Annotated in this window: 14 protein-coding genes and 3 pseudogenes; 8 read left to right on the top strand and 9 right to left on the bottom strand. The window is 49.1% G+C overall.

Annotation, left to right across the window (positions count from 1 at the left end; translation table 11 throughout):
- Positions 1-356: 356 nt before the first annotated feature.
- From GA003_16640 to GA003_16615, 6 genes are all read right to left on the bottom strand, one after another.
- On the bottom strand, positions 357-4,058 hold the full coding sequence (locus GA003_16640) for a hypothetical protein (protein QXD27622.1): 3,702 nt from the start codon (positions 4,056-4,058) through the stop codon (positions 357-359).
- An 808-nt stretch (positions 4,059-4,866) separates the two neighbouring features.
- A complete protein-coding gene (locus tag GA003_16635) occupies positions 4,867-6,357 on the bottom strand; it encodes a tripartite tricarboxylate transporter permease (protein ID QXD27621.1) in 1,491 nt (496 codons plus the stop codon).
- A complete protein-coding gene (locus GA003_16630; GenBank protein QXD27620.1) occupies positions 6,357-6,833 on the bottom strand; it encodes a tripartite tricarboxylate transporter TctB family protein in 477 nt (158 codons plus the stop codon). The genes GA003_16635 and GA003_16630 overlap by 1 nt, the downstream gene beginning before the upstream one ends.
- A complete protein-coding gene (locus GA003_16625) occupies positions 6,823-7,803 on the bottom strand; it encodes a tripartite tricarboxylate transporter substrate binding protein (protein QXD27619.1) in 981 nt (326 codons plus the stop codon). The genes GA003_16630 and GA003_16625 overlap by 11 nt, the downstream gene beginning before the upstream one ends.
- 153 nt (positions 7,804-7,956) lie before the next feature.
- Positions 7,957-9,627 carry an arylsulfatase gene (locus tag GA003_16620; GenBank protein ID QXD27618.1) on the bottom strand — a complete coding sequence of 557 codons (1,671 nt, stop codon included), beginning with the start codon at positions 9,625-9,627 and terminating at the stop codon, positions 7,957-7,959.
- A gap of 30 nt (positions 9,628-9,657) precedes the next feature.
- A complete protein-coding gene (locus GA003_16615) occupies positions 9,658-10,923 on the bottom strand; it encodes a Gfo/Idh/MocA family oxidoreductase (GenBank protein QXD27617.1) in 1,266 nt (421 codons plus the stop codon).
- Between the two features lie 199 nt (positions 10,924-11,122).
- Between GA003_16615 and rfbG the strand changes: the two are divergent.
- Positions 11,123-12,254: pseudogene (rfbG, locus tag GA003_16610) on the top strand (CDP-glucose 4,6-dehydratase).
- Between the two features lie 10 nt (positions 12,255-12,264).
- Positions 12,265-12,719: pseudogene (locus tag GA003_16605) on the top strand (dTDP-4-dehydrorhamnose 3,5-epimerase).
- A 238-nt stretch (positions 12,720-12,957) separates the two neighbouring features.
- Here the strand turns inward: GA003_16605 and GA003_16600 are convergent.
- On the bottom strand, positions 12,958-13,461 hold the full coding sequence (locus GA003_16600; GenBank protein ID QXD27616.1) for a cupin domain-containing protein: 504 nt from the start codon (positions 13,459-13,461) through the stop codon (positions 12,958-12,960).
- On the opposite strand from GA003_16600, the pseudogene GA003_16595 reads away from it, so the two are divergent.
- Positions 13,400-13,935, top strand: a pseudogene (locus GA003_16595) (aminotransferase class I/II-fold pyridoxal phosphate-dependent enzyme). The gene GA003_16600 and the pseudogene GA003_16595 sit on opposite strands and share 62 nt — an antisense overlap.
- A 55-nt stretch (positions 13,936-13,990) precedes the next feature.
- Here the strand turns inward: GA003_16595 and GA003_16590 are convergent.
- Positions 13,991-17,317, bottom strand: coding sequence for a c-type cytochrome (locus GA003_16590; protein ID QXD27615.1), 3,327 nt, complete (start codon positions 17,315-17,317; stop codon positions 13,991-13,993).
- Positions 17,318-17,531: 214 nt separating this feature from the next.
- On the opposite strand from GA003_16590, the gene GA003_16585 reads away from it, so the two are divergent.
- The 3 genes from GA003_16585 to GA003_16575 all read left to right on the top strand — a co-directional run bounded on the left by GA003_16585 (position 17,532) and on the right by GA003_16575 (position 19,421).
- Positions 17,532-17,828, top strand: a complete 297-nt coding sequence (locus GA003_16585; protein ID QXD30467.1) for a GNAT family N-acetyltransferase — start codon at positions 17,532-17,534, stop codon at positions 17,826-17,828.
- A 31-nt stretch (positions 17,829-17,859) separates the two neighbouring features.
- Positions 17,860-18,618 carry a CPBP family intramembrane metalloprotease gene (locus tag GA003_16580; protein QXD27614.1) on the top strand — a complete coding sequence of 253 codons (759 nt, stop codon included), beginning with the start codon at positions 17,860-17,862 and terminating at the stop codon, positions 18,616-18,618.
- A 125-nt stretch (positions 18,619-18,743) separates the two neighbouring features.
- Entirely contained in the window at positions 18,744-19,421 is a 678-nt protein-coding gene (locus GA003_16575; protein ID QXD27613.1) for a spermine synthase, read from the top strand.
- 224 nt (positions 19,422-19,645) lie between these two features.
- On the opposite strand, the gene GA003_16570 is transcribed toward GA003_16575, so the two are convergent.
- Positions 19,646-21,115 (bottom strand): PQQ-binding-like beta-propeller repeat protein, encoded by a 1,470-nt coding sequence (locus tag GA003_16570; GenBank protein ID QXD27612.1) that lies wholly within the window; start codon positions 21,113-21,115, stop codon positions 19,646-19,648.
- Positions 21,116-21,496: 381 nt separating this feature from the next.
- Here GA003_16570 and GA003_16565 point away from each other — a divergent pair, with 381 nt between their 5' ends.
- On the top strand, positions 21,497-22,036 hold the full coding sequence (locus GA003_16565; protein QXD27611.1) for a hypothetical protein: 540 nt from the start codon (positions 21,497-21,499) through the stop codon (positions 22,034-22,036).
- 526 nt (positions 22,037-22,562) lie between these two features.
- Entirely contained in the window at positions 22,563-23,321 is a 759-nt protein-coding gene (locus GA003_16560; GenBank protein QXD27610.1) for a hypothetical protein, read from the top strand.
- Positions 23,322-23,531: the final 210 nt, after the last annotated feature.

Here is a 23,531-nt window from a genome sequence, read left to right as displayed (position 1 = left end):
CTCAAAAAAGATGTGTATAAGGATATGGTAAGATGCCTGTGTTTGTTCCGTGCATGTTCCCTCGGATTGTAGTTTCCGATTAAGAGGAAGAGGAAGAGGAAGAGGAAGAGGAAGAGGAAGAGGAAGAGGAAGAGGAAGAGGAGCAACGCGACGACAAGACCGGGCTGCGCAGCAGAACCGGAACAAGAGTTCCGAGGAGCGAAGCGACGACTACCGAACGCAGTGACACCTTAATGCAGCGCAGCAAAAATAACAGACCGGGCTGCGCAGCAGAACCGGAACAGGGTGAAGCTTTTCTACAAAAAAGCCCCTGTCGTTTCCGACAGGGGCTTTGAGATTTTTGAAATAGCTTTTACTTAGAAAGTAAAGGTATTCGTCAAGAAGTACTGTTGCTCAACCGGCACGCGGATAATGGCAACAGTGCCATCTGGATTGGCCCTAACTGGGATATCATTCGATCCATTGCTGCGGTAAAGATTCCGCGCATTGAACTGAACAGTCCAGTCGATCTTGTCGGTGAGTGCCCGACGGTAACGTAGGAAGAGGTCTCCATCGATGGAGTCTTTTCCGAACCATGGGTTGGCAACGTCAGGTAGGATCGTGCCGAATTCGTCCAATAGGTTTGGATATCCTACAGCAACCTTATCCTGGTAACGAGCAGTTACACCCGCTTGCAGACCCTTCAGGCGACCTTCATTGAAGTCGTAACGCAGGGTGGTGTTCCAGCGGTATTTCCGTTGTTCCGGATTCTGTGTTCCGTCGAGAGCCAAAGCCAAGCGAATGGGGCGAAGCGTTTGGTTTTCAAAACGTTGACCGATTTGGTCAGACTCAACTTGGAACGGAGAACCACGAAGATCCCACAGTGCCCATCCTCCAGGAGAGGTAGGGACGGGACGTTGCAGACGCTCAGCTTGTGCAAATGCGATTTCCGCAGCTACTGGAGCTGTATTGGAAGTCACGGTTGCTTGCTCAGCGAAGTTCAATGAGAGACTGAGGTTGTCGGTCAAGCGACCCACAATATCAATTTCAGAACCGGTTGCTACGAAGTCACGTGTAGAGTTCAATCCACGAATCGGATCGCTTACTTCAAACGCTTGACCATTTTCGTCGCGCAAAATGCGGTGATTGAAAATGGACTGAAGCTCAGGAAGAACCGCGTCGATGATGGCCGCGTAGTATTCGTCAAACGAAGTGAAGCCCATAAGGTCAGCACCGGTTCCACTCTTACGTTGGCGGTTGTCAGGAATCGTATCTGGTGTCAAAGCAGCGTCTGATCCTTCATCCGGTGCTACGCCGAAGCCATTGAAACCTTCAGGATACAGCGTGGTTGCAGTGTCATTGTCAGCCGAAGTGATCCGGTCGAGGTAGAAGCTGATACGACCAGCGATCTGATTCAGTCCACCACCAAGGTTGGTGCGGTTGTTGGCACTGGCAGTTTCGAACTTGTTGTAACGGATAGCCAAGCGGCGCTCGAACAACTCGATAGTGAAACCATATTCCTCAGTAGTACCGAAAGGACTAGCCAGTGGCTGATTGAGGATGTTGTTTGAGATACCAGCTGGAACGAAACTTTCCGCTTCGTAGTAGTGTCCGTAGAGGTCCATGCCGAAAGGCAGGTCACCAAGAAGCACTTCAGGATACTTAGCAACTACACTCCAGGTGGTCGTGTCGTCTTTATCCACGGTTGCTGGCTCAGGCTCGAGCTCAAGCAGACGCATGTTGAAGGATCCGTCGATTTCGTTGGTTCCAGGTTTGTCGACTCTGAGAGGAACAACGCCTGGTTCATCTGGATCACCGTAGTTAACGTTTTCCTGAATGCGTTGCCAAACAGACTGTTCGTCCGTTCGGTTAGCATACATACCAACGATGTGTCCGTCTAGGAAACGACTGTTCAAGCTATAAGCCGAAGACTTCAGATTGGTCAGCTGGGTGTTACCACCTGAGATGTTCTCGATGATACGCCAGGTTTCCTGTTTGGCATCTTTTTCGCCATTATCGAAGTACCAGATACCATATTCGTCTCCGACTTCAGGAAACTCTTGTCTTGAGATATCCAAGTATCCGTCGATGCGAACATCGTCAGCACTGGAAAGACCACGTGTGTCTCCACCCAGGTAGATCTGGCTACGAACTACACGGCGGAAGTTGTCACTCAAACCATTAGAAATGTCTGGGCTACCTGGCCATTTGCTATTGTCAGCCCACCAGGATCCACGGTGGCTGCGAGTCCAGAAGAAGTTATCACGATCTTCGTAAAGACCAGTCACTGTGTGGCTACCAAGGATGCTACCTAGTTTGCCGTCTACGTAGTCAGAGAAGTCTAAGCTACCGAAGAGTGTCGCACGGAAGGTATCCTGCTCGTTTTCACGTGCAGTATCAACGGTTCCTAGGTATGCAACCACTGGACGTCCAAGGTTTTCATTGAAGTGACGATCGGCAATACCATCGTAGTCGATGTCACCGGATCCATGGTTTTGAGAAAGATCGAGATTGATCGTTTTGTCTCCACCACCGTCAAACGGTGTGCGGGTGAAACGACTCTCGTCTTGCTCGTCATAGGCAATTTCCAAACCAATAGCTCCGTCTAAGAATTCCTGTTCCAGCACGAACTGACGGATTTCGAAATCACGGGTCACTTCACTGGTAGTTCCGAGGAAGTTCAAGTTGTGATAATCGAAGATGTCGCGATTCTGGATGGAAGGCTGAACAAAGCCTGTTCCACCTGTAGGAGTATTAGACCAGCGAACGTCTTGGGTGATGTTCTTTCTGGATCCATTAGGGAACAAAACGCGCGGTCTCCAACGACCCATGATACCTTGAATGCCGGTTAACTCAGGATCGTTCCATCCTTGAGTTGGGTCATTGTGGGTATTGTAGTTAATTGCTGGGTATAGGAAGTATGGTACCCGTTGCTGAGAAAGATTACGACCACCTTCTGTTGGGTCATTTCCAAGCGGGTTTGAACGTTTGAAACGGTCTACTGTAACTCCGGGAACAAATTGTCCTTCGAGCTCAGCGTATTCTTGCGTTGTTCCTCCCCAGGTATCGGGAACGGACTCAATACCGGCATTAATCGCGCTTAATACTTGTTGAGAAGTCATAGCTTGATTGGAGACATCACCCAATCCTACTCCAGGAACAGAAAGGATGCGGTTCACGTCTTCCTGAGTACCGATACCGTTCCACCAACCAGAAAATCCATCGGTAGGAGGAATTACGTCCGGAGCATTGCGATCGATTTCGCCAGCTTCGAAGCTTCCGCGGAAACGAGTCTTACCGAGCCAGTCTACGCCTTCGTTTTCAAGAAGCACTGCATCCCAGGCAACGAAGAAACGTTGATCTGATTCGTTTGCAGGCTCTTGTTGCCATTTGATATTTTCATTCAACATAGCAACGCGGATGGCCAAGCGATCTTCTATGATCGTCTTGTTCACGTTGAGGCTTTCACGGTGTCCGCCACGGTGGTCTACACGGAAACGGACTTGTCCTGTGTCGGTACCGATTTGAGCTTTGGCGGTGCTATTGTTGATAACACCCCCGGGAGATCCCAAACCAAACAGAATGGAGTTAGGTCCACGATTCACAGTCACACGAGTTGTGTTGTATGAATCGAATGGAATATCTGTTTGGAAGTAATCACGAGTTGTAATCGCGCTTACAAGACCACGAATACGTTGACCGCGTTGTGGATTTTCACGAGTTTCCTGTGTTCCAGTTCCTCCGCCAGAATTTGCGAAGTTACCTAGAGATCCACCGACTTCTACGTTACCAACATTGGCAAGTAGAGATTCACCATCAACAGCACCGGTATCTTCCAGGTACTCTTCAGTGATAATTGCAATGGAAGCACCAATGTCACGGACACTGGTTCTAACACGAGAACCTGCGAGTGTGGTTTGGGCCATATAGCCGTCATCCTCACTTGCTTCGACAGAGAACGGACTCAATTCGAATACGTCCTCTTCGTCATCTTCTTGCGCCTGGACGGCGAGTGGCAGTGCCACGGGTAATAGTAAGCCAAGCAACCAAAGCTTGGACCAACGTAGTAGTTTATTCATAATGGGTTATGTTTTAGTCTAAGAAAAATCCGCCGTTTTACGGGGGCGAATATCAAGTTTAGAAAGTAGTTACTGGGAAATCGTAGCCAAATGGGCTAGCTGTCCGCATGTCTTGGAACGGTTGTCCGTTTGATTTGATCCAATCTTACGGGATTTGGAATCGAGCCAAGTCTCTGACAACAATGAGCAGTCTTTATCTAATGGTAGTTTGTTTAGTTGAGCAGTTTGAACCCTCACTCCGATGTATAAGCGGGTTCGGAGAAGGTTGGAGTTTGTAGTAGCGCAGATGGTATGTTCTATGGAGAAAGAACATGTTCTATGGTCTTATGGGGGTCTGTCAAAGAGTATTTTTTACCGTAAATGGGGTAGTAAGAGGCATTATTCCTATAATTATGAGGTGAAAATGCCAGTTTGTCTCCAATGGGATCCATGGTGCTTTGAATGACTGACTATTATAGCGATCTTATTTTTGAAAAACTTGAATATTTGTCCAATTGCTTGGTGGAAACATCTCAATGGCTAAAACGGCCTAGGTATTGGTATTCCTGGGTTTTATAGAGCCTGGGTGTGAGATAATTTAGGAATGGTATGGCGGGAATACGAGAAAGGATGCAGTTACGGCCTCTCAGGGTAGACGGGGGCCTTTTAGGGCTGCTCGTTGCCAGAATAAGCCATTTTGGCTAGAATATAGCAGGTATTTTTGTACAGCGGTGCACTGATACGGCCCGATTTTTAGCGATTCCGATGAAGCAATAGGAGAAATTTCCGATTCTAAATGCTCTCATTTGTGGGAGCACTCTTCAGGCTTTTATGACAACTTTGCTGGTTTTCGGCGAATTCTCTTCAATATGAGGGGGCTAAAGAAAGCCGCAATGAGCAGCAGGACCAAAAATGTGCAGATGGGGCGATTGAGAAAGGGGAGCAAACTACCTTCGGACTTTATGAGGCCCGTTCTGAAATTCTCTTCCACCATGGGACCGAGGATGAGGCCCAGTATGAGAGGAGCCAACGGGACTCGCCTGGCTTCCAGAAAGTACCCGACTAAGCCAAATATAGCCATGACGTAGACGTCGAATATGCTGTTTCTCAGTGAGAATGAGCCGACGACCGAAAATACTAATACTGCGACCATGATCATGCTGCGTGGCAGTTTGAGCAACCAGCCAAAGGTCTTTAGGCCTAAGTAACCACAGGGTATGAGTAGTAATTGGGTGATGAGCGCGATAAGGAAGATGGCGTTTATCTGTTCTGGGTTCTGTTCGAAGATGAGTGGCCCAGGTTTGATCTCGTACATCATCAATGCACCAAGGACGATAGCAGTGACTGCATCACCGGGAATACCGAATACCAATGCCGGAATCCATGCACCACTAACCGCAGCGTTGTTGGCGCTCGTGGGAGCCACTACGCCCGCAACTTCACCTTTCCCAAAGTTAGCTCCCTTTTTCGAAGTCCGTTGCTCCAGGCCATAAGCAGCCCAGGCTGCAATATCTGCCCCTGCGCCCGGAAGAGCCCCGATGATGGTTCCGGCTATGGAGGATTTGAATACGGTGAGTTTGTGTTTCCAGATAGCGAGCCAAGCATGAAGGGCCGAATCGCCCTTGTCTGAGTTCGTAGTGTCGGTGTCTTCAGCTTTGAATCCGGATAGGACGCTGCGAATAACTTCTGATACGCCAAACAAACCTATCATCACCGGAATAAATCCGAGTCCACCCATGAGCTCGGGGTTGCCGAATGTAAATCGTTGGGCCCCGCTCACTACATCCAGCCCAATGGTTGCCAGGAGCATGCCGAATGCAGCCGCCAGTAGGCCTCTTCGGGTGTTTCCGCTACTTACAACTGCGCTCATGCTAAGTCCAAAAATGGCTAACCAGAAATACTCAAAGTTTGAGAACTTGAGCGCAAAGCGAGCGAGTTGTGGGGCTATAAGAATCAGAAGGGTGACGCCGATCAGGCCACCGATGCTCGAGCAGAACAAATCTATGAGTAGCGCAAATCGGCCTCGTCCTTGCTTGGCAAGTTGATGGCCATCGAGAGTAGCCGCAGCGGAAGCCGGAGTTCCTGGGATCCGCAAGTAGGTTGCTGGTATGTCCCCGGCAAAAATGGCGGTGAAGCTGACGCCGATAATCATTGCCAGCCCGGTGTTGGGGTCTGGCATGTAAAAGCTAACGGGTACGATCAATGCCACGGCCATGGTGGCTGTCAGTCCCGGGGTTGCACCGACAAAGATTCCGAATAACATTCCCAGTAGCCAGGGAAGTAGTACGTGTACTTGGAGGAGCTCAGATAGCACAGACATCAGAAAGGCATTCCGAATACGCCACTTGGTAGCTGTACCCGAAAAAATTGTACGAACAGTACGTAAATGATGGTTAAGAGAATGAGGGATAATGACAGGGCTCTCCACCAGGGATTCCCGAGTATCATCATCATCGTTGTGGCCATTATCAAAGTGCTGGTGGCGAATCCCAGCCAAGGGAGTAATATCACGTAAACGGCAAATGCACCTAAGAGGAGCAAGACCGATTTCCCTTCGCCTTTTACCGGCACTTCTTTTGGTTCAGATGGTTTTCTTCTGACGAACTCGAATGCTCCCCCGGCGGCTAGGAGGAGGGATAATCCCATGGGGAATGCCTTGGGTCCTGGATCGAAATTGTTTCCTAGGCCGATGGATTGAATGGAACTCGATAAGACGAGCACAGCCAAGGTGGTACAAATAAAGAAAATGCCTAGCCAAATATTGCCGCTGAATGGTTGCTTTCCGTTATTTGGCATAACCTGCGGCTTCGATCACCGTCTTCCATTGGCTGTCTTGGTCGGCCAGGAATTGAGCGAATGCATCTCCGGTTCTGATCTCGGTTGAAAAGCCATTCTTTTTCATGAAATCATCATACGCGGGCGAAGTGACAATTCTTTCGCAGGCTTCCCTGATGGTTTTCAGGATTGGTTCGGGAGTCCCTTTGGGGATTGCTAGTCCGCGCCATCCAACGGCCACCCAGTTGATGCCCGACTCCTTGACGGTTGGCATGTCCGGGTAGTCGGGTAGACGATTCTCTGACATAACGGCCAATGTTCTAAGTTGGCCTGCTTCAATTTGAGAAATGGCTTCCGGGACACTGCAACAAACAGCGTCGATATGACCTCCCAGCAACTCGACAATAGAGGGAGCAGATCCCTTCGTCGGAATCCAGCGAATGGCTTCTACTGGGACACCGGCTTCCAGCTGAAAACCTGCTCGGGCCAAATCCCAAGCACCTCCGGTTGATGTTCCTGACATGGTTATATTTCCTGGGTCGGCCTTGGCCGCTGCTAGAAACTCATTAAGGTTTTTCCAGGGAGCGTCCGCTCGAACAATAATCGCTGCAGCATCTGCATTCATCTGGAGTACCGGTTCATAGTCTTCCCAGGTAAGATCTGAGATGCCCATCCAATGCATGGTGCTCAGTTCAAACGTAATCATTGTGATGGTGTGACCATCGGGTTTGGCCAGTGCTCCGGCTGAGTGTCCCACGGCGCCGCTTCCTCCAGTTCTATTCATTACAACACCGGGTTTCCCTAGTTCCGACTGAAGCTGGTCTGCTATAAACCGGGATAGGCGATCCGTTCCCCCTCCGGCGGCCCATGGGCAGATAACGGTGATGGTCTTGCTTGGGTAGTTGGAGGCAGCTGCGTTTGGATCAGAGGGTTTACATCCGGCAAGGAAAGATAGCAGAACTGCGAGGATTGTATTAATCGATTTGGTCATGAAGTGAAATGTTTTTATGTCCTTTGTATTGTAAAATCTAATACGAGATAATAACTCGGTTTTTGTAGGAGCGATTTTAATCGCGACCCGTTGGAGACTGATTGTATTGGGTCGCGATTAAAATCGCTCCTACAATTAAGTGAAGCGAGAAGTTTAAAACTCGTCGTTAAGGTAAGTCCGGAGGCCTGTTCTCCAGTAGTACTGCAATTTAAGCATCCAACGTTCGTAACCGACAATGGCATCTGTTCTGGAAGCCCAGTTGTGCCAATCACGAGCCATGGGGATAACTATTTCGTAGTAGTGATCTGAAGCGATGTTGTTGAGCTCGAGTGGGTCGTTATCAATGTCGTATAATTCCCAGTCATGGTGTGGTTGGCCGTCTGTAGATGTGAAGTTTTTGGATACAAGTTTATACTGGTCTTTAAAGATCGCCCGATTGGCCTCATGTTCAAAGCAAATGACTCGATCGGCCAGTTCTCCTCCTCTCAGGGCTGGCATCAAAGTGGTTCCTTCCATGGGAAGAATATCATGCCCTAATCTTTGCTCTGGATACTTGGCCCCGGTGACATCCACCACGGTTGCCATGATGTCTATAACGTGGCTTCTTTGTGTCTCACGTTCGCCTTTGCGTTTTAGGCCATCTGGCCAATGAACAACCATGGGCGTGTTGATTCCGCCTTCATGGTTAAAATGTTTGTAGAGCTTAAATGGAGTATTACTGACTGCGGCCCAATGGGCACCGGTATGGTGTCGCGTGTCTTTGGATCCCATGGTCTCCAAGTCTGCTCCGCTGAAGGGTCCATCTGCACCGAAGGGCCCACCTTCGTAGTTTGCTCCATTATCCGAGAGGAAGAAGATGAGCGTGTTGTCCAGCTGTTCCATGTCTCTCAACTGGTCGATCACTCGTCCGATGCCCTGATCCATTTGCTCCATCATAGCAGCAAATATAGCCATGCGGTAAACTTGGTCTTGCCGCTGGATATCAGTGAGTGAGTCCCAGGCGCTTAGTTTTGCGGGATCGGCAAACTCATCATGCCAGGGCGGGGCATCGGAAGTAGGTGGAAGCTCCTTTATCTGGGTGAACAATCCGAGCCTTTGCATTTTTTTCCAGCGCTCTTCCCGGATTTTATCCCAGCCTTTTTCATAGACGGGAATATATTTATCAATGAGCTCCTTGGGCGCGTGGAGCGGAAAGTGGGGGGCTTGATAGGCCAGGTAGAGGAAGAAGGGACTATCCTTCTCGTTTTCTTCATGATGCTTAAGGAAACGCACTCCATGATCAGTCGTCGCATCGGTGGCGTGAAAGGGCTCAACCGTGTAATCAATAGGCTCAAGGTCTGGGGATTCCAGGATGTAGATTTCTGGATCCCAGAAGCTCCCACAGCAACCTTCGTAAGCATAGGAGTGGTCGTAACCTCTAGCAGGGGGAAGCTTGTCGGGCGTATTCCCCAGGTGCCATTTTCCCGACATATAAGTAGCGTAGCCACTATCACCCAGGACTTCCGATATGTAAGCATTGTTGCCGGGTTCTACCGGTTCGAGCTCATAGCAGCCAACTTGATGACTGTAGAGTCCGGTCGATATGCTAGCTCTTGTTGGGCCACAGCGAGCACAGTTATAGAAATTGGTGAACGTCAGACCATTGTTTGCGAGACGATCTAGATTAGGAGTCTCAATCTCGCTTCCCTGAAACCCCGGATCTGAGAAACCCATATCATCTGACATGATAATGAGGATATTGGGTCTTTCTTCAGCAACGGAGTAAATGCTTATGAAGAACGAAATCAGGGCAGTGAGTATTCCTGCTTTTTTTAAGGGATACATAAATCTTAGAGTAGGTGTATGGGATTGGAGTTAAATTTGGACGAAGCGTTTCTCACGGTAAGACATATTCCCGTATTGGCAGATCGCAGCTGCTTGTACGCCTGCTTCGACATGATCTACGGGTTGTCGGTCGTTCTTAATCGCATCCAGCCAGTCAGCGATATGAAATTGTTGGGCATCAAAATCAGCTGCGTGATCAGACCCTAACGGACCTGAGCTTGCCACCATGGATTCGCTGACCTGAGCAACCGGTTCGTTGCCGGGGCGTTGCGGAATAACCTGGTAGAGGTTCCGATCAAAGTAGATCGTTGCATCTGTACCCATAATGACAGTACAGGCCTTTTGGTGGTTGTTGCTCCAGGAGCTCACATAGTCCATCTGCAAGTCAAGCTCTGGGTATTCCATAATGCAGTTGGTGATGTCGGGTGTTTCAAAGCTGCCTTTGCGATGGTACTTCCCGCCAGACATTATCACTTGGCTCGGCATAGGTAAATCCAATAACCAATTGGTCGCATCCAGCCAATGCACCATCAGGTCTCCCAGCGGTCCATTTCCAAAGTCCCAGATCCAGCGCCAGTTCCTCATGCGGAGTGGATCAAAGGGTTGGTCGGGAGCGTTCCCGAGGAATCGTTTCCAGTCTACTTGATCCTCAGTGATCTTATACCTTGGGTCTCCGCCGAAGGGCCCTGTATTGCGACACCATTGCATATGTACCCGTGTCACCTTACCTGGGTCGATTTCGCCGGAATCGAGTTTTTCTTTCAGAACGACCAGGTGAGGCATCGTTCTTTGTTGTGCACCTACCTGGACTTTCTTCCCGCTGCGATTTACGGCCTCAATGAGGTGATGGCCTTCTTCAAGTTTATGGGTGACGGGTTTTTCTACATAGACGTCTTTGCCGGCCTCCACCGCAGCGATCGTAATGGGGGCGTGCCAATGGTCCGGGGTCGCTACAATGACCGCGTCGATGTCCTTCCGTGCCAACACCTCTTCGTATCGGGTTGTTTTCTGGATTTCTCGGTCGCGACCTCCGACGAGCACGTGAGTAGAGTTTAAAAAGTCGTCATAGACATCGCAGACGGAGGCGATCCGAGTGCCAGGATTTTTTTCTAATCCTCCGATCAATCGCCGCATCCGTCCTCCGCAGCCGATCAATCCGAAATTCATGGTATCGTTCTTAGCGTAGCTTTGTGCTTTGGATGAGTTGCTTCCGAGGGCTAGGCCAGTCGCTCCAAGGCCAAGATATTTCATGGCCTCGCGACGGGTCATGGTGTTGGATGGATTGTCAGCTTTCATAGGGCATGGGGCTTGGGGTTTCTGCGTATATTGCTAGCTTGTCTTCCAAACTAGTGCGCTGTTCCGGTTAATGTTAAGTTAAAACCTCGAAACTATCGCATCTATATCTTGATTTGTGGTGGCGAAACGACAGGATTCTCCGCGTTTTGGGTTATCCTGCTATTCGAATATCCCACAACCTCTCATCTCATCCTTTTTTATGATTCCTTTCAAGAATACCTATCAAGATAAAAAAGTTTTAGTGACCGGGCATACCGGTTTCAAGGGCTCCTGGCTGAGCCTGTGGCTTGATTCCATGGGTGCTGAAGTCCACGGTATATCCGATGAAATCCCGACTATTCCCTCACATTTTGAAGCGGCGTAGCTCGGTGGAATCATCAATCACAACATCCTGGATGTACGAGATCACGAGGCAGTTAGCAAACTGATCTCTGAGATACGACCCGATTTTATCTTTCACTTGGCCGCCCAACCGCTGGTCCCTGAATCCTACGCGAACCCTCTCAAGACCTTCGAGGTCAATGTCATGGGGACAGGTAGCATCCTGGAGACCATTCGCACGGCAGACTTTCCTTGCTCGGTTGTCTTTATCACCAGCGATAAATGCTATGACAATGTTGAGTGGACCTATGGCTACCGCGAGACGGATGCCTTGGGGGGGGAAAGATCCATACAGTGGTTCCAAAGGTGCCGCCGAGTTGATCATTAAAAGTTACTTTCATTCCTTTTTCGTCGGGCAAGCAGATCGCCTCCGCATGGGAATTGGTCGTGCTGGGAATGTCATTGGTGGAGCCGATTGGGCAGCTGATCGTATCGTTCCAGATTGTATTCGTTCCTGGTCAAAAGGTGAGGTCGTGCAAATTCGGAGTCCTCATGCAACTCGGCCCTGGCAACATGTGCTCGAACCTCTGAGTGGTTATTTGATTCTTGGGCAGCGACTCCATGCCGAATTGAATGGTGAGTCGTTCCCTGGTGGAAGCGTGCACGGCGAAGCTTATAACTTTGGTCCCGATGCGGTTCAAAATGTGACGGTGGGTGAGCTGATCGAAAGCATGCGTGAGCATTGGGAAGGGGTTCGATGGGATGACGTCTCTGAGTCCAATAACGCCGGACATGAAGCAGGTCTCTTGAAGCTTTGCTGTGACAAGGCGCTGCATGGACTTCATTGGAAAGCCTGTTTGAATTATGACCAGATGGTGAAATTCACTGTAGACTGGTACCGTGATTTTTATGCCAATAGTGGGGAGTCCACTTTGGAATTAAGTCGAAAGCAAATCCAGGAGTATATGGAAGCTGCACTTGCTAGTGAGCTTTCGTGGATTTCCGAGTAACTGCCGTCTGATGTCAGCTTCTGATCCCAACCATTGTCCCATTCCGGACGTCACTTTGACACCTCTAAAAGTGATTGAAGGGGCTCAAGGTAACATCATGCATGGTATGCGTTCGGACGATGAAACCTTCGTTGGATTTGGTGAAGTATATTTTTCGACCGTACATGCGGGCGAAAAAAACCTTGGCGTCGGCACACCAAGTTGACTTTGAACTTGTTGGTTCCGCATGGGGAAATTCGTTTTGTTCTTTGCGACGATAGGGATGGGAAAGATCCCATATTTTGGGAAATCAACATGTCATTGGAGAATTATCAGTGCGTGACAATTCCACCCCGCATTTGGCTCGCATTCCAGGGAGTCTCCGAGGGTATTAATATGTTGCTCGATCTAATTGATTCACCTCACGATCCAGATGAATCAGATAAACGCGACCTCGAAGAAATTCCCTACGATTGGGGTGAGTGAGTCGATCCAGGATCTAAGCCGACCTTGCTCACGGAGTTAAGATGTTGAGGATGACGACTGAAAGGTGAGGGCACGCAATGCTGTGCGTAACTGAGCCGAGAGTAAGGAACACTCAGCATGTTAGCTCGAAGATGTGTGCAAAACGGAATTTTGAAGATGTGATTAGATCTGAAGCTATTAATATGTTTGGATTAGAGTATCTCCTTTGCGCGCATCTGGTGAGCAAGGTCGGCTAGGCTTAGATCACTACCAGGAACAGGGTCGCAGTTCCCCGTCCGGTATTGACGATCGTGTGCGGGATGTCGGCACGGTAGTTAGCTGAGTCTCCTTGTTCTAGCACATCGCTTTCTTCTCCCGATGTGACCTCGATCTGGCCTTGCTCAACGGTGAGAAATTCGCGGGTGCCTTCAAAGTGCGCTTGGCTTCGAAGTGCTCCTCCACGTTTCAGTTGTACTTCATAAAACTCCACATCCTTTTCCAGGTTGAGAGGTGAAAGCGTCCGAATCTTGCAGTTCTTGTCCGACCGGTAGTGAAACGTGCGGTCATTGGCACGAATGACGTTTAGCGATGAACTGGCGTTGGGCATGTTGATCAATTCGCCCAAGTCGAGTTCGAAGGCATGAGCAATACGCAACGTGACTGCTAAGGTGGGGTTGGCCTTTTCCCGCTCGGTCGGCTTCATGGGCAAGACCGGTCGTGGCACGCATGAGCATTGTGGTGTGATGGGCCGTGTGGACATCATTACAGGTACCTTAGGAAAAGCACTGGGTGGTGCGAGTGGTGGTTACACCAGTGGTCGAAAAGAAATTGTCGAGCTGCTGCGTCAACGTTCACGTCCGTATCTGTTTTCAAATACATTGGCTCCATCGATAGCAGGTGGATCAATGAAGGTGCTTGAGTTGTTGAGTGAGTCGACAGAGCTACGTGACCGGCTGGAAGAAAACACACGTTACTTTCGGGAAGAGATGTCAAAGCTGGGGTTCGTATATTGCCAGGAACGCACCCCATAACTCCAGTCATGTTAGGCGATGCTGCATTGGCTACCAGGTTTGCCGATGCGATGCTGGAAAAGGGGATTTACGTGATTGGGTTTTCTTATCCTGTAGTGCCGCAAGGAAAAGCCCGGATAAGGACACAAATTTCAGCAGCCCATTCTCGCGAGGATCCGGACCGTGCGATTGCGGCCTTTAAAGCAGTGAAGTCGGAGTTAGGGTAGCACAGGCATCTTGCCTGTGTACGTTCCGGTGATAAACACAGGCAAGATGCCTGTGCTACTTTAGGCTGCTCAAATAAGCCATGACGTCTCTCAGTTCTCGCTTGTTCAAAATCAGCCCCATGGGAGGCATCGAAGACATGGGTTCAGTCCGAGACTCAATATCTGCGCTCGAGATCATTTGTCTGTTTCCTTCTAGATCCACAAGCTCGATTCCCGAATCTGTTTCTTTACCCAATTGGGCGGTGATACTTTCTCCATTCTTCAAGCTAACGGTGGTCATGCCGAAGCCTTCTGCAATATCGGCGCCTGGTTCGACGAGGGATCGGAGGATGTATTCCTTATCTCTTATCGCACCGATATCTTTTAGGTTGGGGCCTATCTCGCTACCCCGACCATCTTTAAATTTGTGGCACCGGGCGCATTGGGCAGCCAGGTGTGTATTGGCAATCGCTTTACCCGCCTCGATACTTCCTCCTTCAAGTGTCTCGATGTAACCTGCGAGACTTGATTCCTGGGGGCGGGTGGCTTCAAAGGCTGCGATTTCGCTGGTCATGTCCCTGGCATTAGCCGCTTCTAGAATATCCAGTTGAAGTCCCGGGTTCAAGGTTCCGAGCTCTAGCTGTTCGAATTGCAGTTTGATTTCTCGGTCCGCGATTTCGTTCCCGATTTCGGCCAGCATGGCTATGGCTTTTTGTTTTTCGGTGAGTGAGCGCGAACGGCTTAGGCGGGTGGCCAGGAAATTGGCTGCACTTTCCTTATTTGTTTTTAAGAGAAAACTGGCTGCCGCCATTCTCAAGTCTTCGCTTCCTGAGTTTTGCGCGTAAGTTATGTTCTTTGGATCTTGAAGACTCTTCAGGGCTTCCACGCGGAGGGAGCCTGGGGCCTGATTATTGCGTAGGAGCTTCTCCAGTGCGACTGGGCTTAGGGTGACGGATAAGTTGTTCGCTGCGCTAACCGCTTTCTCTAGTATCTCTGAGTTCTCAGAGTTAAGCAAATTCTCCAATTTGCCTTTCACTATGCTTCCAATGTTGGTCACAGAGCGATCTTTGAAGTAGCGGCGTCTTCCATCTACACGGTCGAGTGGGGGAGGAGTTTTCCAATTCGCCAAGGCGTCGAGCGCATCTATGCGTAAGATAGCAGCATTGTTGTTATTGTCCGCGTATTCAGCGACCTGGTACGCTTCGTTTTCGCCTCCTATGCGAAAGTTGGCATTTATCAGCCTACGGACAAGCGCTTCGTTGTTGCTGCTGTTCGAAACAAGATGCCTTGCGAGTATGGGTAATGCTTCTTCGATAGAAAAATCATCATGGATGGCTCGTGCTGCTTCGGTTACTACGAGTTCTGAACTGTCCATGAGGAAATCAGCGACCGATGGGTTTACGAGTCTGCGAAGTGCAACGACTGCGCTAAGACGTACCTGCTCCGATGCATGGTCTAATAGGGTCTCCGCACCGCCAATACCCTCAAGGGAGACAACCCCTGCATGACGCATGTAGGTATCGTTCTCTTTGGTGGCTTCGATCATTGAAACGATCTTGTTGAAAGCTTCGCTCACTCCTTGTTGACCGATTGACAAGGCCGCTTGAAAGCGCACCCGAGGGTGAGGGGAATCCAATAGGGGGATGAGGACTTGTCCATTGAAACTGCCAGGTTTTAAGTCGCCAAGGGCTTTGCTCGCCTGCACTTGAATTTCAGGATCTGCCGCATCAAGGAGTTTGAGCAACTGATTAATGGCTGTTTCATTCTCAGCTCTCGCAAGCTGCCCCAGTCCCCAGACAGCGTGAATGCTTTTAAGTTGATGATCGGCTTGGCTGTCTTCCGCCAGCGAGTCGATCTCGTTTCGTTTGACCAGTTCAAATTGTGCATTGAGGCGAATGCGCTGATCCGCATGGGATAAGAGCTCACGCAGTTGTGGAACGGATCTTTCAGCCATGCCTTCCTGCAGTAATTGCTCCACTTCTGCACGGATAGCCTGATTCCCGCCCGGAGTATCCAGTTTCCAAATGGCTCCCGTTTCGTTCATGGGGTATCCACCACCCCAGTCAGGTGTATAGAGTGCACCGTCATTGCCCCAAGTCAGTCCGATAAGAGGTAGGCCTTCTCCGATCTGGTGGTCGTTCACCATCCTAAATGAGGCTCCATCTTGCTCTACCTGGAAGGCGTATTGTGCGCCATTCATAGTTGCGTTTAGGAAAAAGTAATCTTTGTAGCGCTCATTGAGCGCCGTGCCCGGATTCTTCACAAAACCCGCAGGTCCATCAACATAGTTGCGAATGGTAGGGACGATGTAAGCGGCTTGCCCTTTGTGATAAGGAATTGTCATTTTCTCATCCATCCAGGGGTTGTATCCATCACCCCGATACTGGTAGTCGTTGCGCCAGCCTGCATCCATGCCATCTACAATATACATGAATCGTTCGGTCTCACCGGTTTGGTCAGAGTCGTTGTCCACGCCAAACCAATTTCCATACTCGTCGAATGCTGGCTCCTGGACGTTTCTCAATCCGCGTGCGAATACTTCAAAGTCGCTTCCATCGGGGTTGGCTCGAAGCACTGCCCCTTGATTGGGATAGAAAAACCGAGTTCCTTCTTTAGAAACTACGTTTAGGCCCTTGTCCCCGATTGACCAGTAAATCTTCCCATCGGGCCCCACGATAAGTCCGTGCATGTCGTGTCCACCATAGGCGATATGGAGGCCAAATCCGGTGGCGAGCACTTCCTTCTTATCGGGGATGTCGTCGCCATCGGTATCTCGAAACTTCCACACGTCAGGTGCTACGGTCGCATAGACATCTCCTTCGTGCCAGAGCACTCCAGCCGCCACTCCGGTTACCAGGGTTTTGAAATCTTCATAGTAGATTTTTGAGCTGTCCGCGAATCCATCGTTGTCTGTATCTTCAACCAGATAGATACGCTCATTGTAGAAAGTAAGGTCCCGCCAGTCAACATATCCGTCTTCGTTGTAGTCTATAATCCGGTCCTTATTTTCTTCAGCTCTGCTTGGGGCCATTTGGGTCCTGAAAAATGATTCTTTCTCCTCTACAGAGTTTAAGCTGATATCGCCGACAATCCAATCTGTGTGACGGCGGATATCCAGATCGTTGGCTCTCCTGCGACGAGTTTGTGTTACGTAGGCGCGGCCGCGATCATCAAAGCTTATGGCAACTGGGTCCGGGATATTCAATTCCGGAGTCCATTTGATGTATTGGATGTCCTGGGAGTCGGCCTCATGTGTCCTGGGGGCATCCTTAGAAGCGACTACTTCCTCTGTTGTATCTGTTTCGGCAGCGGAACTTGTGCTTGTTTCGGATTGTTTGGAACAGCCTGCAACTACGAAGATGATAAATAAGGGCAGGATTATGGAAAACGTGCGTGGTAGCATAGGATTGAAAGATGAAATTTCGTGAGTGCTGTGCAAGTTAATACCTTGCGCAGCGCTACAGATGCCTCGATTTTGAGAATGTGATTCGTACTGCTACAGAAGAAGACCGTCCGATTTGGAAAGAATTACGAGAAATCGTCTATGACGGTTGTCCTGATGCGGTTCATTAAGAGGATATCAATATCTGGCTCCGTGACCCCGAGTTTGTTTCTTTATAGAAGAGAATTCCAAGGTTGCAGGCTTCCTCGAGGCCTCTTTACGCATTGTGGTTGATGGCTGCTTGTCGTCTCCCGTTGGATACATGGAAGGTATCTGTATCTTCCCGGAGTATCGGGGGCGTGGTCTTTCAAGGCGATTGATGGAAGCGGCCATGCAATGGATGAAAGATCAGGGCTGTACAGAAATGGGCTCCGATGCGGAGTTGCACAATGCCGAGGCTATTAAGTTCCATCAGGCAAATGATTTCAAGGAAACCTTTCGAGTGGTTCAGTTCATGAAAAAGCTTACCTAACTTTGACGGCGTGATACTTCGTAATTAAGAAATGAGCCTGAAAGATTCTAATATAGAGATACGCCCTCTGTGGCGAAATATTTGTCAGAACGGGTTAATCCTTCTCGGCATCGTGTTACTCATCCTGACACTCTTCCGGGCATACGGAACCATTGGTGGAGGGCCCGGGCAGATTATAATGCTGGGCTTCCTGCTAATGTGGTTTGTCCCATGGGTATTTTTAACCCATCAAGGCCGGAGGGAGATCGGGCTTACCTTGCCCAAAGGATTTGGTTGGGGCATATCGGCCCCGTTGTTGGGGTTGATATTAGCCCTCGTCTGCTACTGGATAGGAGTTCTGTTTTATGGCGATTCAGCTCAGCATTGGTTCCAATCAATTGCAGCCACTTTTCTTCAGGACGAACGAGTCCTGCAAATGCCAAGGAATAAACTGTTTTGGATGTTCACTATCCCAGCTATGATTTTTTCACCGATTGGTGAGGAAATCCTGTTTCGTGGCTGTATTCAACGAGTGGTTCAAGATCGCTGGGGCATCGTATGGGGTGTTGGGATTAGTGCCTTCCTTTTTGCCACCGTGCATTTATTCCACCATGGGATTGATTTCTACGAGGAGGGCTTGAATGTATTTTGGATCTCTGGATTCCTTTGGTGGATGTTGATGATCGTTGCAAGTGTGGGTTTTAGTTGGCTACGGGTGAAATACGATTCGCTCATTCCCGCGATCCTCGGGCATTCCTTTTATAACCTCGGCATGAACTATACGATTTTCTACCTGCTACTCCCATCTTAGGTATTGCCCGGGAACGCCAAGCTCCAGCTTAGCTTTGTATTGCCGAGCTGGTGCTCAGTGATCCCAGGATCATTGTGTGCTAAATAATTTGCAAATAGTTTTGATTTCCACCGGTGTGGTCCGTCATGAAACCACACATCAAGCTGGCTGAAACCAAAACCCCTGACGGAGGCACCATGTCTCTGTTCGAGCACGACGGGGATTATTCCATCAGTTTGGATGGGGCGGAGATCATGCATTCCCGGGCCAGCACCTCTGAAGAGCTGCTTGGCCAGCTGGGAGTAGATCGACTCAATCGTGAAAAAGAATCCCGGGTTCTGATCGGTGGTCTCGGTCTGGGATGTACTCTGAAAACCGCTCTCAGGTTTTCCTCAGATAAAACCATTGTCGAGGTAGCCGAACTTCTTCCGGCCATGGAAGAATGGAATCGTGAGCATATGCAATCGCTTAACGGCTCCTTGGTAGATCATGATCGAGTCAAGATTCGTATTCAAAATGCCAGCAACCTGATTCGCAAAGCCAAGCCAGGAACCTACGATTCGATCATGCTCGACGTTGACAACGGTCCCGTGGCGCAAGTGGTCAAAAACAATTTCTCTCTGTATTCGAATACTGGACTCAGGGCCATTCGCTCTGCGCTCAAACCAAAAGGCCGAGTCATCTTCTGGTCCGCGGGTCCAGAGCCCATGTTCGAACCTCGTTTTGGAAGAGTGGGGTTCAAGGTGAAGGCCGTCCCCGCCAAAGTTCATGAACGAGCCAAGCGTGCCGCCTATATGTTGTATGTGGGTGATCGTTTGGCTTAGAAATCTTGCTCGTCCTCCTACTTAATCTCCTACTTTTTTTAACCCAGGCTTACGCCTGGATAAATCCTCTTTGTCTTCGTCTTTCTCTACCGATAGGAAGCCATCGACTACTGTGTCGGATCGATTTTTTTTCGGAGCATGAAGTTGCCGTAGGGTGATGTTAAGTTCGAAAGTAGGAGATTAAGTAGGAGATTAAGTAGGAGGACGAGTAAGAAAGGAAAAAATTAAAACGCGTACAGATGCTGATCCGTCCGCACATACAAATGATTATCCACGATCGCCGGGCTGGCTTTTATGGATTCATTCATGTCCACGCTTTCGAGAATCTCGAATTCGTCAGAGGCCTTGAGGATGATGAGTTTTCCTGGTTCGGATGCGATGAGAATCTTGTTGTCCACACCGATAGGTGAGGCGTAATACTCGCCGGATGATCCCAGTCGCTTGCGCTCGTAATAGGCAACTCCCGAACTGGGATCGAGACAAGAAACCGTGCCACCTTTCTTAACGAGGTAGAGCCGGTTCTGATAAAGTAGGGGAGAAGAAACGTAAGGTATATTTTTTCGTTTTTCCCAATTCACATGCGTGTCTGTTATGTTTCCCCGTCCTCCCGGTTTGATAGATACAAATACATTTCTTCCAAACTTAGTTTCTGGATCGTCATCTATAAAAGAGGGTGCCAGTTCCTCGAAATCAACTAAGCCAGAGGCATTCGTATCGAGATAATTGAAGGCTTCTCTCATTCTACTCGGTGGTAGTTCTTCACGTGAGATCTTACGGTCCTGATTACTGTCGAATCGCGCAAAAAATGCCTCCGGATCGGACGCCTGTTCATCGGTTAATGGAAAATCCTCAGGGAAAGTGGATCGGACACGGGTGCTACCATCCACATTGCCGGTAGTCCATGCGCCGAAATAGACGCCCCTCTCGTCAGCCGTAGGGGTTGTACAGACGAATACGGGCAGATTGTCCACTTCCCATAAAAATTTTCCATCTTCGAGATTGTACGATCCCAGTTGAGCAGTTCCTGCCTGAAGAATATTCGTGGTTCCATTGTCTTCCCAGACAAACGGGGATGCGTAGCTGATTATTTTTCCTGATCTTTCAGCGAACCAGATTTCCTTTCCGCTCTCGAAATCCAGACACATCAGGCCAGAGCGAATACCGCCGTCACAATTAATAAGTAGTTTGCCATCTATGAGGGTGGGTGATGCACCGTATCCGAACTCGTAGGACGCAGGAATAAACTGTTTTTCCCAGATCACCTTTCCGTCCAGGTCGGTGGTAATCAAACCATAGTCGCCAAAAAGAAACGCTACCCGTTCACCATCCGTGCTAGGTGTTGGTACGGAAGGCGAGCTGTCTTCATGTGAGTAGCGTTGAAGCTCTTTCAATGGGCGTAAAAGGCTCCACAGTACTTCTCCGTTGGATCGGCTAACGCAGAGCATTATCAGCTGCATGTCTTCGAAGCCAGTTAGAAAAATCGTATCTCCCCAGACTACAGGAGAAGAATGCCCTGTTGGCAGAGCCGTTTTCCAAAGTGGTTTCTCAGGATCAATGCTGGATGGCAGTGTTTGTCCGTCGGCAATCGAGCGACCATCCGATCCACGGAACTGTGGCCAGTTGGCACTGACTGAAAGTGTAAAATAAAAAGTTAATACAAGGAAGATGATCCCCGCTCGAAAATTAGATATCATTTGTAGGTTTTATCTTTCTTGGTTTCTTTAGTGCAAACCAAGAGTTTGGAATATCTAAGCTTTTTAAACAATAGGGAGTTTCATTACTCAATCCCGGATTCGATAGTCATTACTTCTCCTGCCAGGTGGTCTTCTTCTCGGGCAACACACTCTCTTCCTCTTTCATGAAAAAATATATTTTAACCGCTCATCTTTGCTTATGTTCCGGTCGGTTGACCGCCGGGGAGTGTCGACTTTTCAATCCTCGGTAGAACGCTAAAAAAATATGTATTCAAATTAAGCGTGCCATAAGCGTGATCGAGCGGTCCCCGGCGAATGCTGGCTCTCCGTATTGTATTGATGGTAATTCGTTCTACCTCTTAACTTCCATCTCCTAAATCCATGCTCCATCTCCTCCGCATCATTCGCAAAGACCTCATCCAAGTGAACAGCGTTAAAAAGTATTTCCTCTACGCCATCGGCGAGATCCTGCTCATCGTTGTCGGTATCCTGATCGCACTTCAGATTGGCAACTGGAACAATCGCCGAATGGAGCGCATCGAGGAGAGAGAAGTTCTGACTCGAATCAGCAATGAAGTGAATCGGCACGTGGCAATCATTTCTTCAATTCAATCGTCTGCCTTGTCTAAGACAAAAGAGGCGTTGGAGCATTTTGCCTCCGTTTTTAATGGAGAGCCTATTTCAGATGATGACGAATTTCTCACCGCGGTAGTCCGATCGGGTTCTTTTGGTTATTCTACGCCGCGAATGCCTATCACTACTTACGATGATCTGGTTAGCTCAGGCAAACTTCAGTTAATTCGAAAGCTCGAATTGCGAGAGCTCGTTAGTGCTTATTACTTGCGCAATAATGATACGGAAAGGCGAGGGGATGCTGTGAAAGGTAAGTACGGGTTGCTAACCCTTGATTTGGTTCCTTGAGGAACGGGTGGGGCTATCAATACTTCGATTGAATCAATGAGTGACGAAATGGCAAAATCGGTTGTTGCCTCGGTCTTCGATTCAGACCTTCGCCGATTAATTATTCCTCAGCGAAATCGCTTAGAATTCCTTGAGTTTTTGTACTCAACTCAAATGGGAGAAGCGAACGAGCTTCTGGCCGAGATCGAAGTTGAATTGGAGAGAAGATGAATACAGTTTTAAACCGCTAAAGGACGCTTATTTAACGCTAATAATAAAACTGAAATAAATTTAAGCGTACCATAAGCGTAGATAAGCCGTGCCGTGCCGAAGTTTTAACGAAGGCTGGCGGTCCCCGGCTCCGCCGGCTCTCGGGGTTCAGGTTTTGATTGAATTTATTCGTGTCAATTGGTGTCCATTAGTGGTTAACTTCTCCCATGCTTCGACTTCTCAGAAATCTCAGACGCAACCTGCTTGGCACTTTAGGCACACGTAAGTACATCCTCTATGCTGCGGGTGAGATCTTCTCATTGTTATCGGGGTACTCTTGGCGCTGCAGCTGAACAACTGGAACAATTTCCGCATCATGCGTATCCAGGAGAAGCAGGTCCTCGTGCGCTTGAATGAAGAGCTGGAAAGTAGCCTTCGACGGATTTCTGTGTTCGAGCGCGCGGTTCAGCGTAAGGAGCAAGCACTGATCGATGTAGAGCCTTACCTGAACGGAAAGCCGATCGACGACCCTGAAGCGTTTCTTCAATTGGTGGTGGTTGCCTCGGCTTTTGGGTGGGAACAACCCGTCATGGAGCAGACCACATTCGAAGAAATACTCGGCTCAGGTAAGCTCAGTTTGATTCGCGATATTAATCTCAGATTGAACATCACCCGTTTTTTCCATACGACCAAACAGCGTGAACACCGATCGGAGGTGCGCATCACGGACTTTCCAAGAGTGATTTACAAATACGTTCCTATTACTCAGCAGAACATGCTCGAACCCGACTTAAGCGACCAACGACTGCAGGAAATCGTCGATGACATTCTTGCATCTGATTTAAAGGAGTACGTGGTTCCAGAGCTCAACCGAGCCCGATTCATTCTTAGCATTTGGGAGCAAACCAAGGAGGAAGGTAATGCCGTGCTCGAACGGATCATGGATGTTCGTGGCATGGAGGGCGTCATGACCGAAATGGAAGAGCGCATCGAGCGTATTGAAACCAACCGAGCGTTACGTAACCTGGTTGAAGGTGAGGAATCTCCACGAGAGCGCACGGGTCGCGGATCCCGGGAAGCGACTGAGGAAGAGTAGGATTAAATTTTTCTATCAAAGTATTATTTTTTGGCCCTCCTTCCCACGGAACGGCGCATGAGTTAGTAGAGGATCCACTCCTCGCTCTCTATGAACCTACAAATTTCACGCTTCCTGAAGTCCAGGATTGCCTCGGACTTGGCCGCTTATAAAGTAATTTTTAACGGATCCCCTTGTGGGTCTATTGTTCTCTCCATTCTGTGTAAAATT

The sequence above is a fragment of the Opitutia bacterium ISCC 52 genome, from assembly GCA_014529675.2.
Lineage (GTDB): Bacteria > Verrucomicrobiota > Verrucomicrobiia > Opitutales > UBA2995 > UBA2995.
This window is presented reverse-complemented; position numbering and strand designations above follow the sequence as displayed.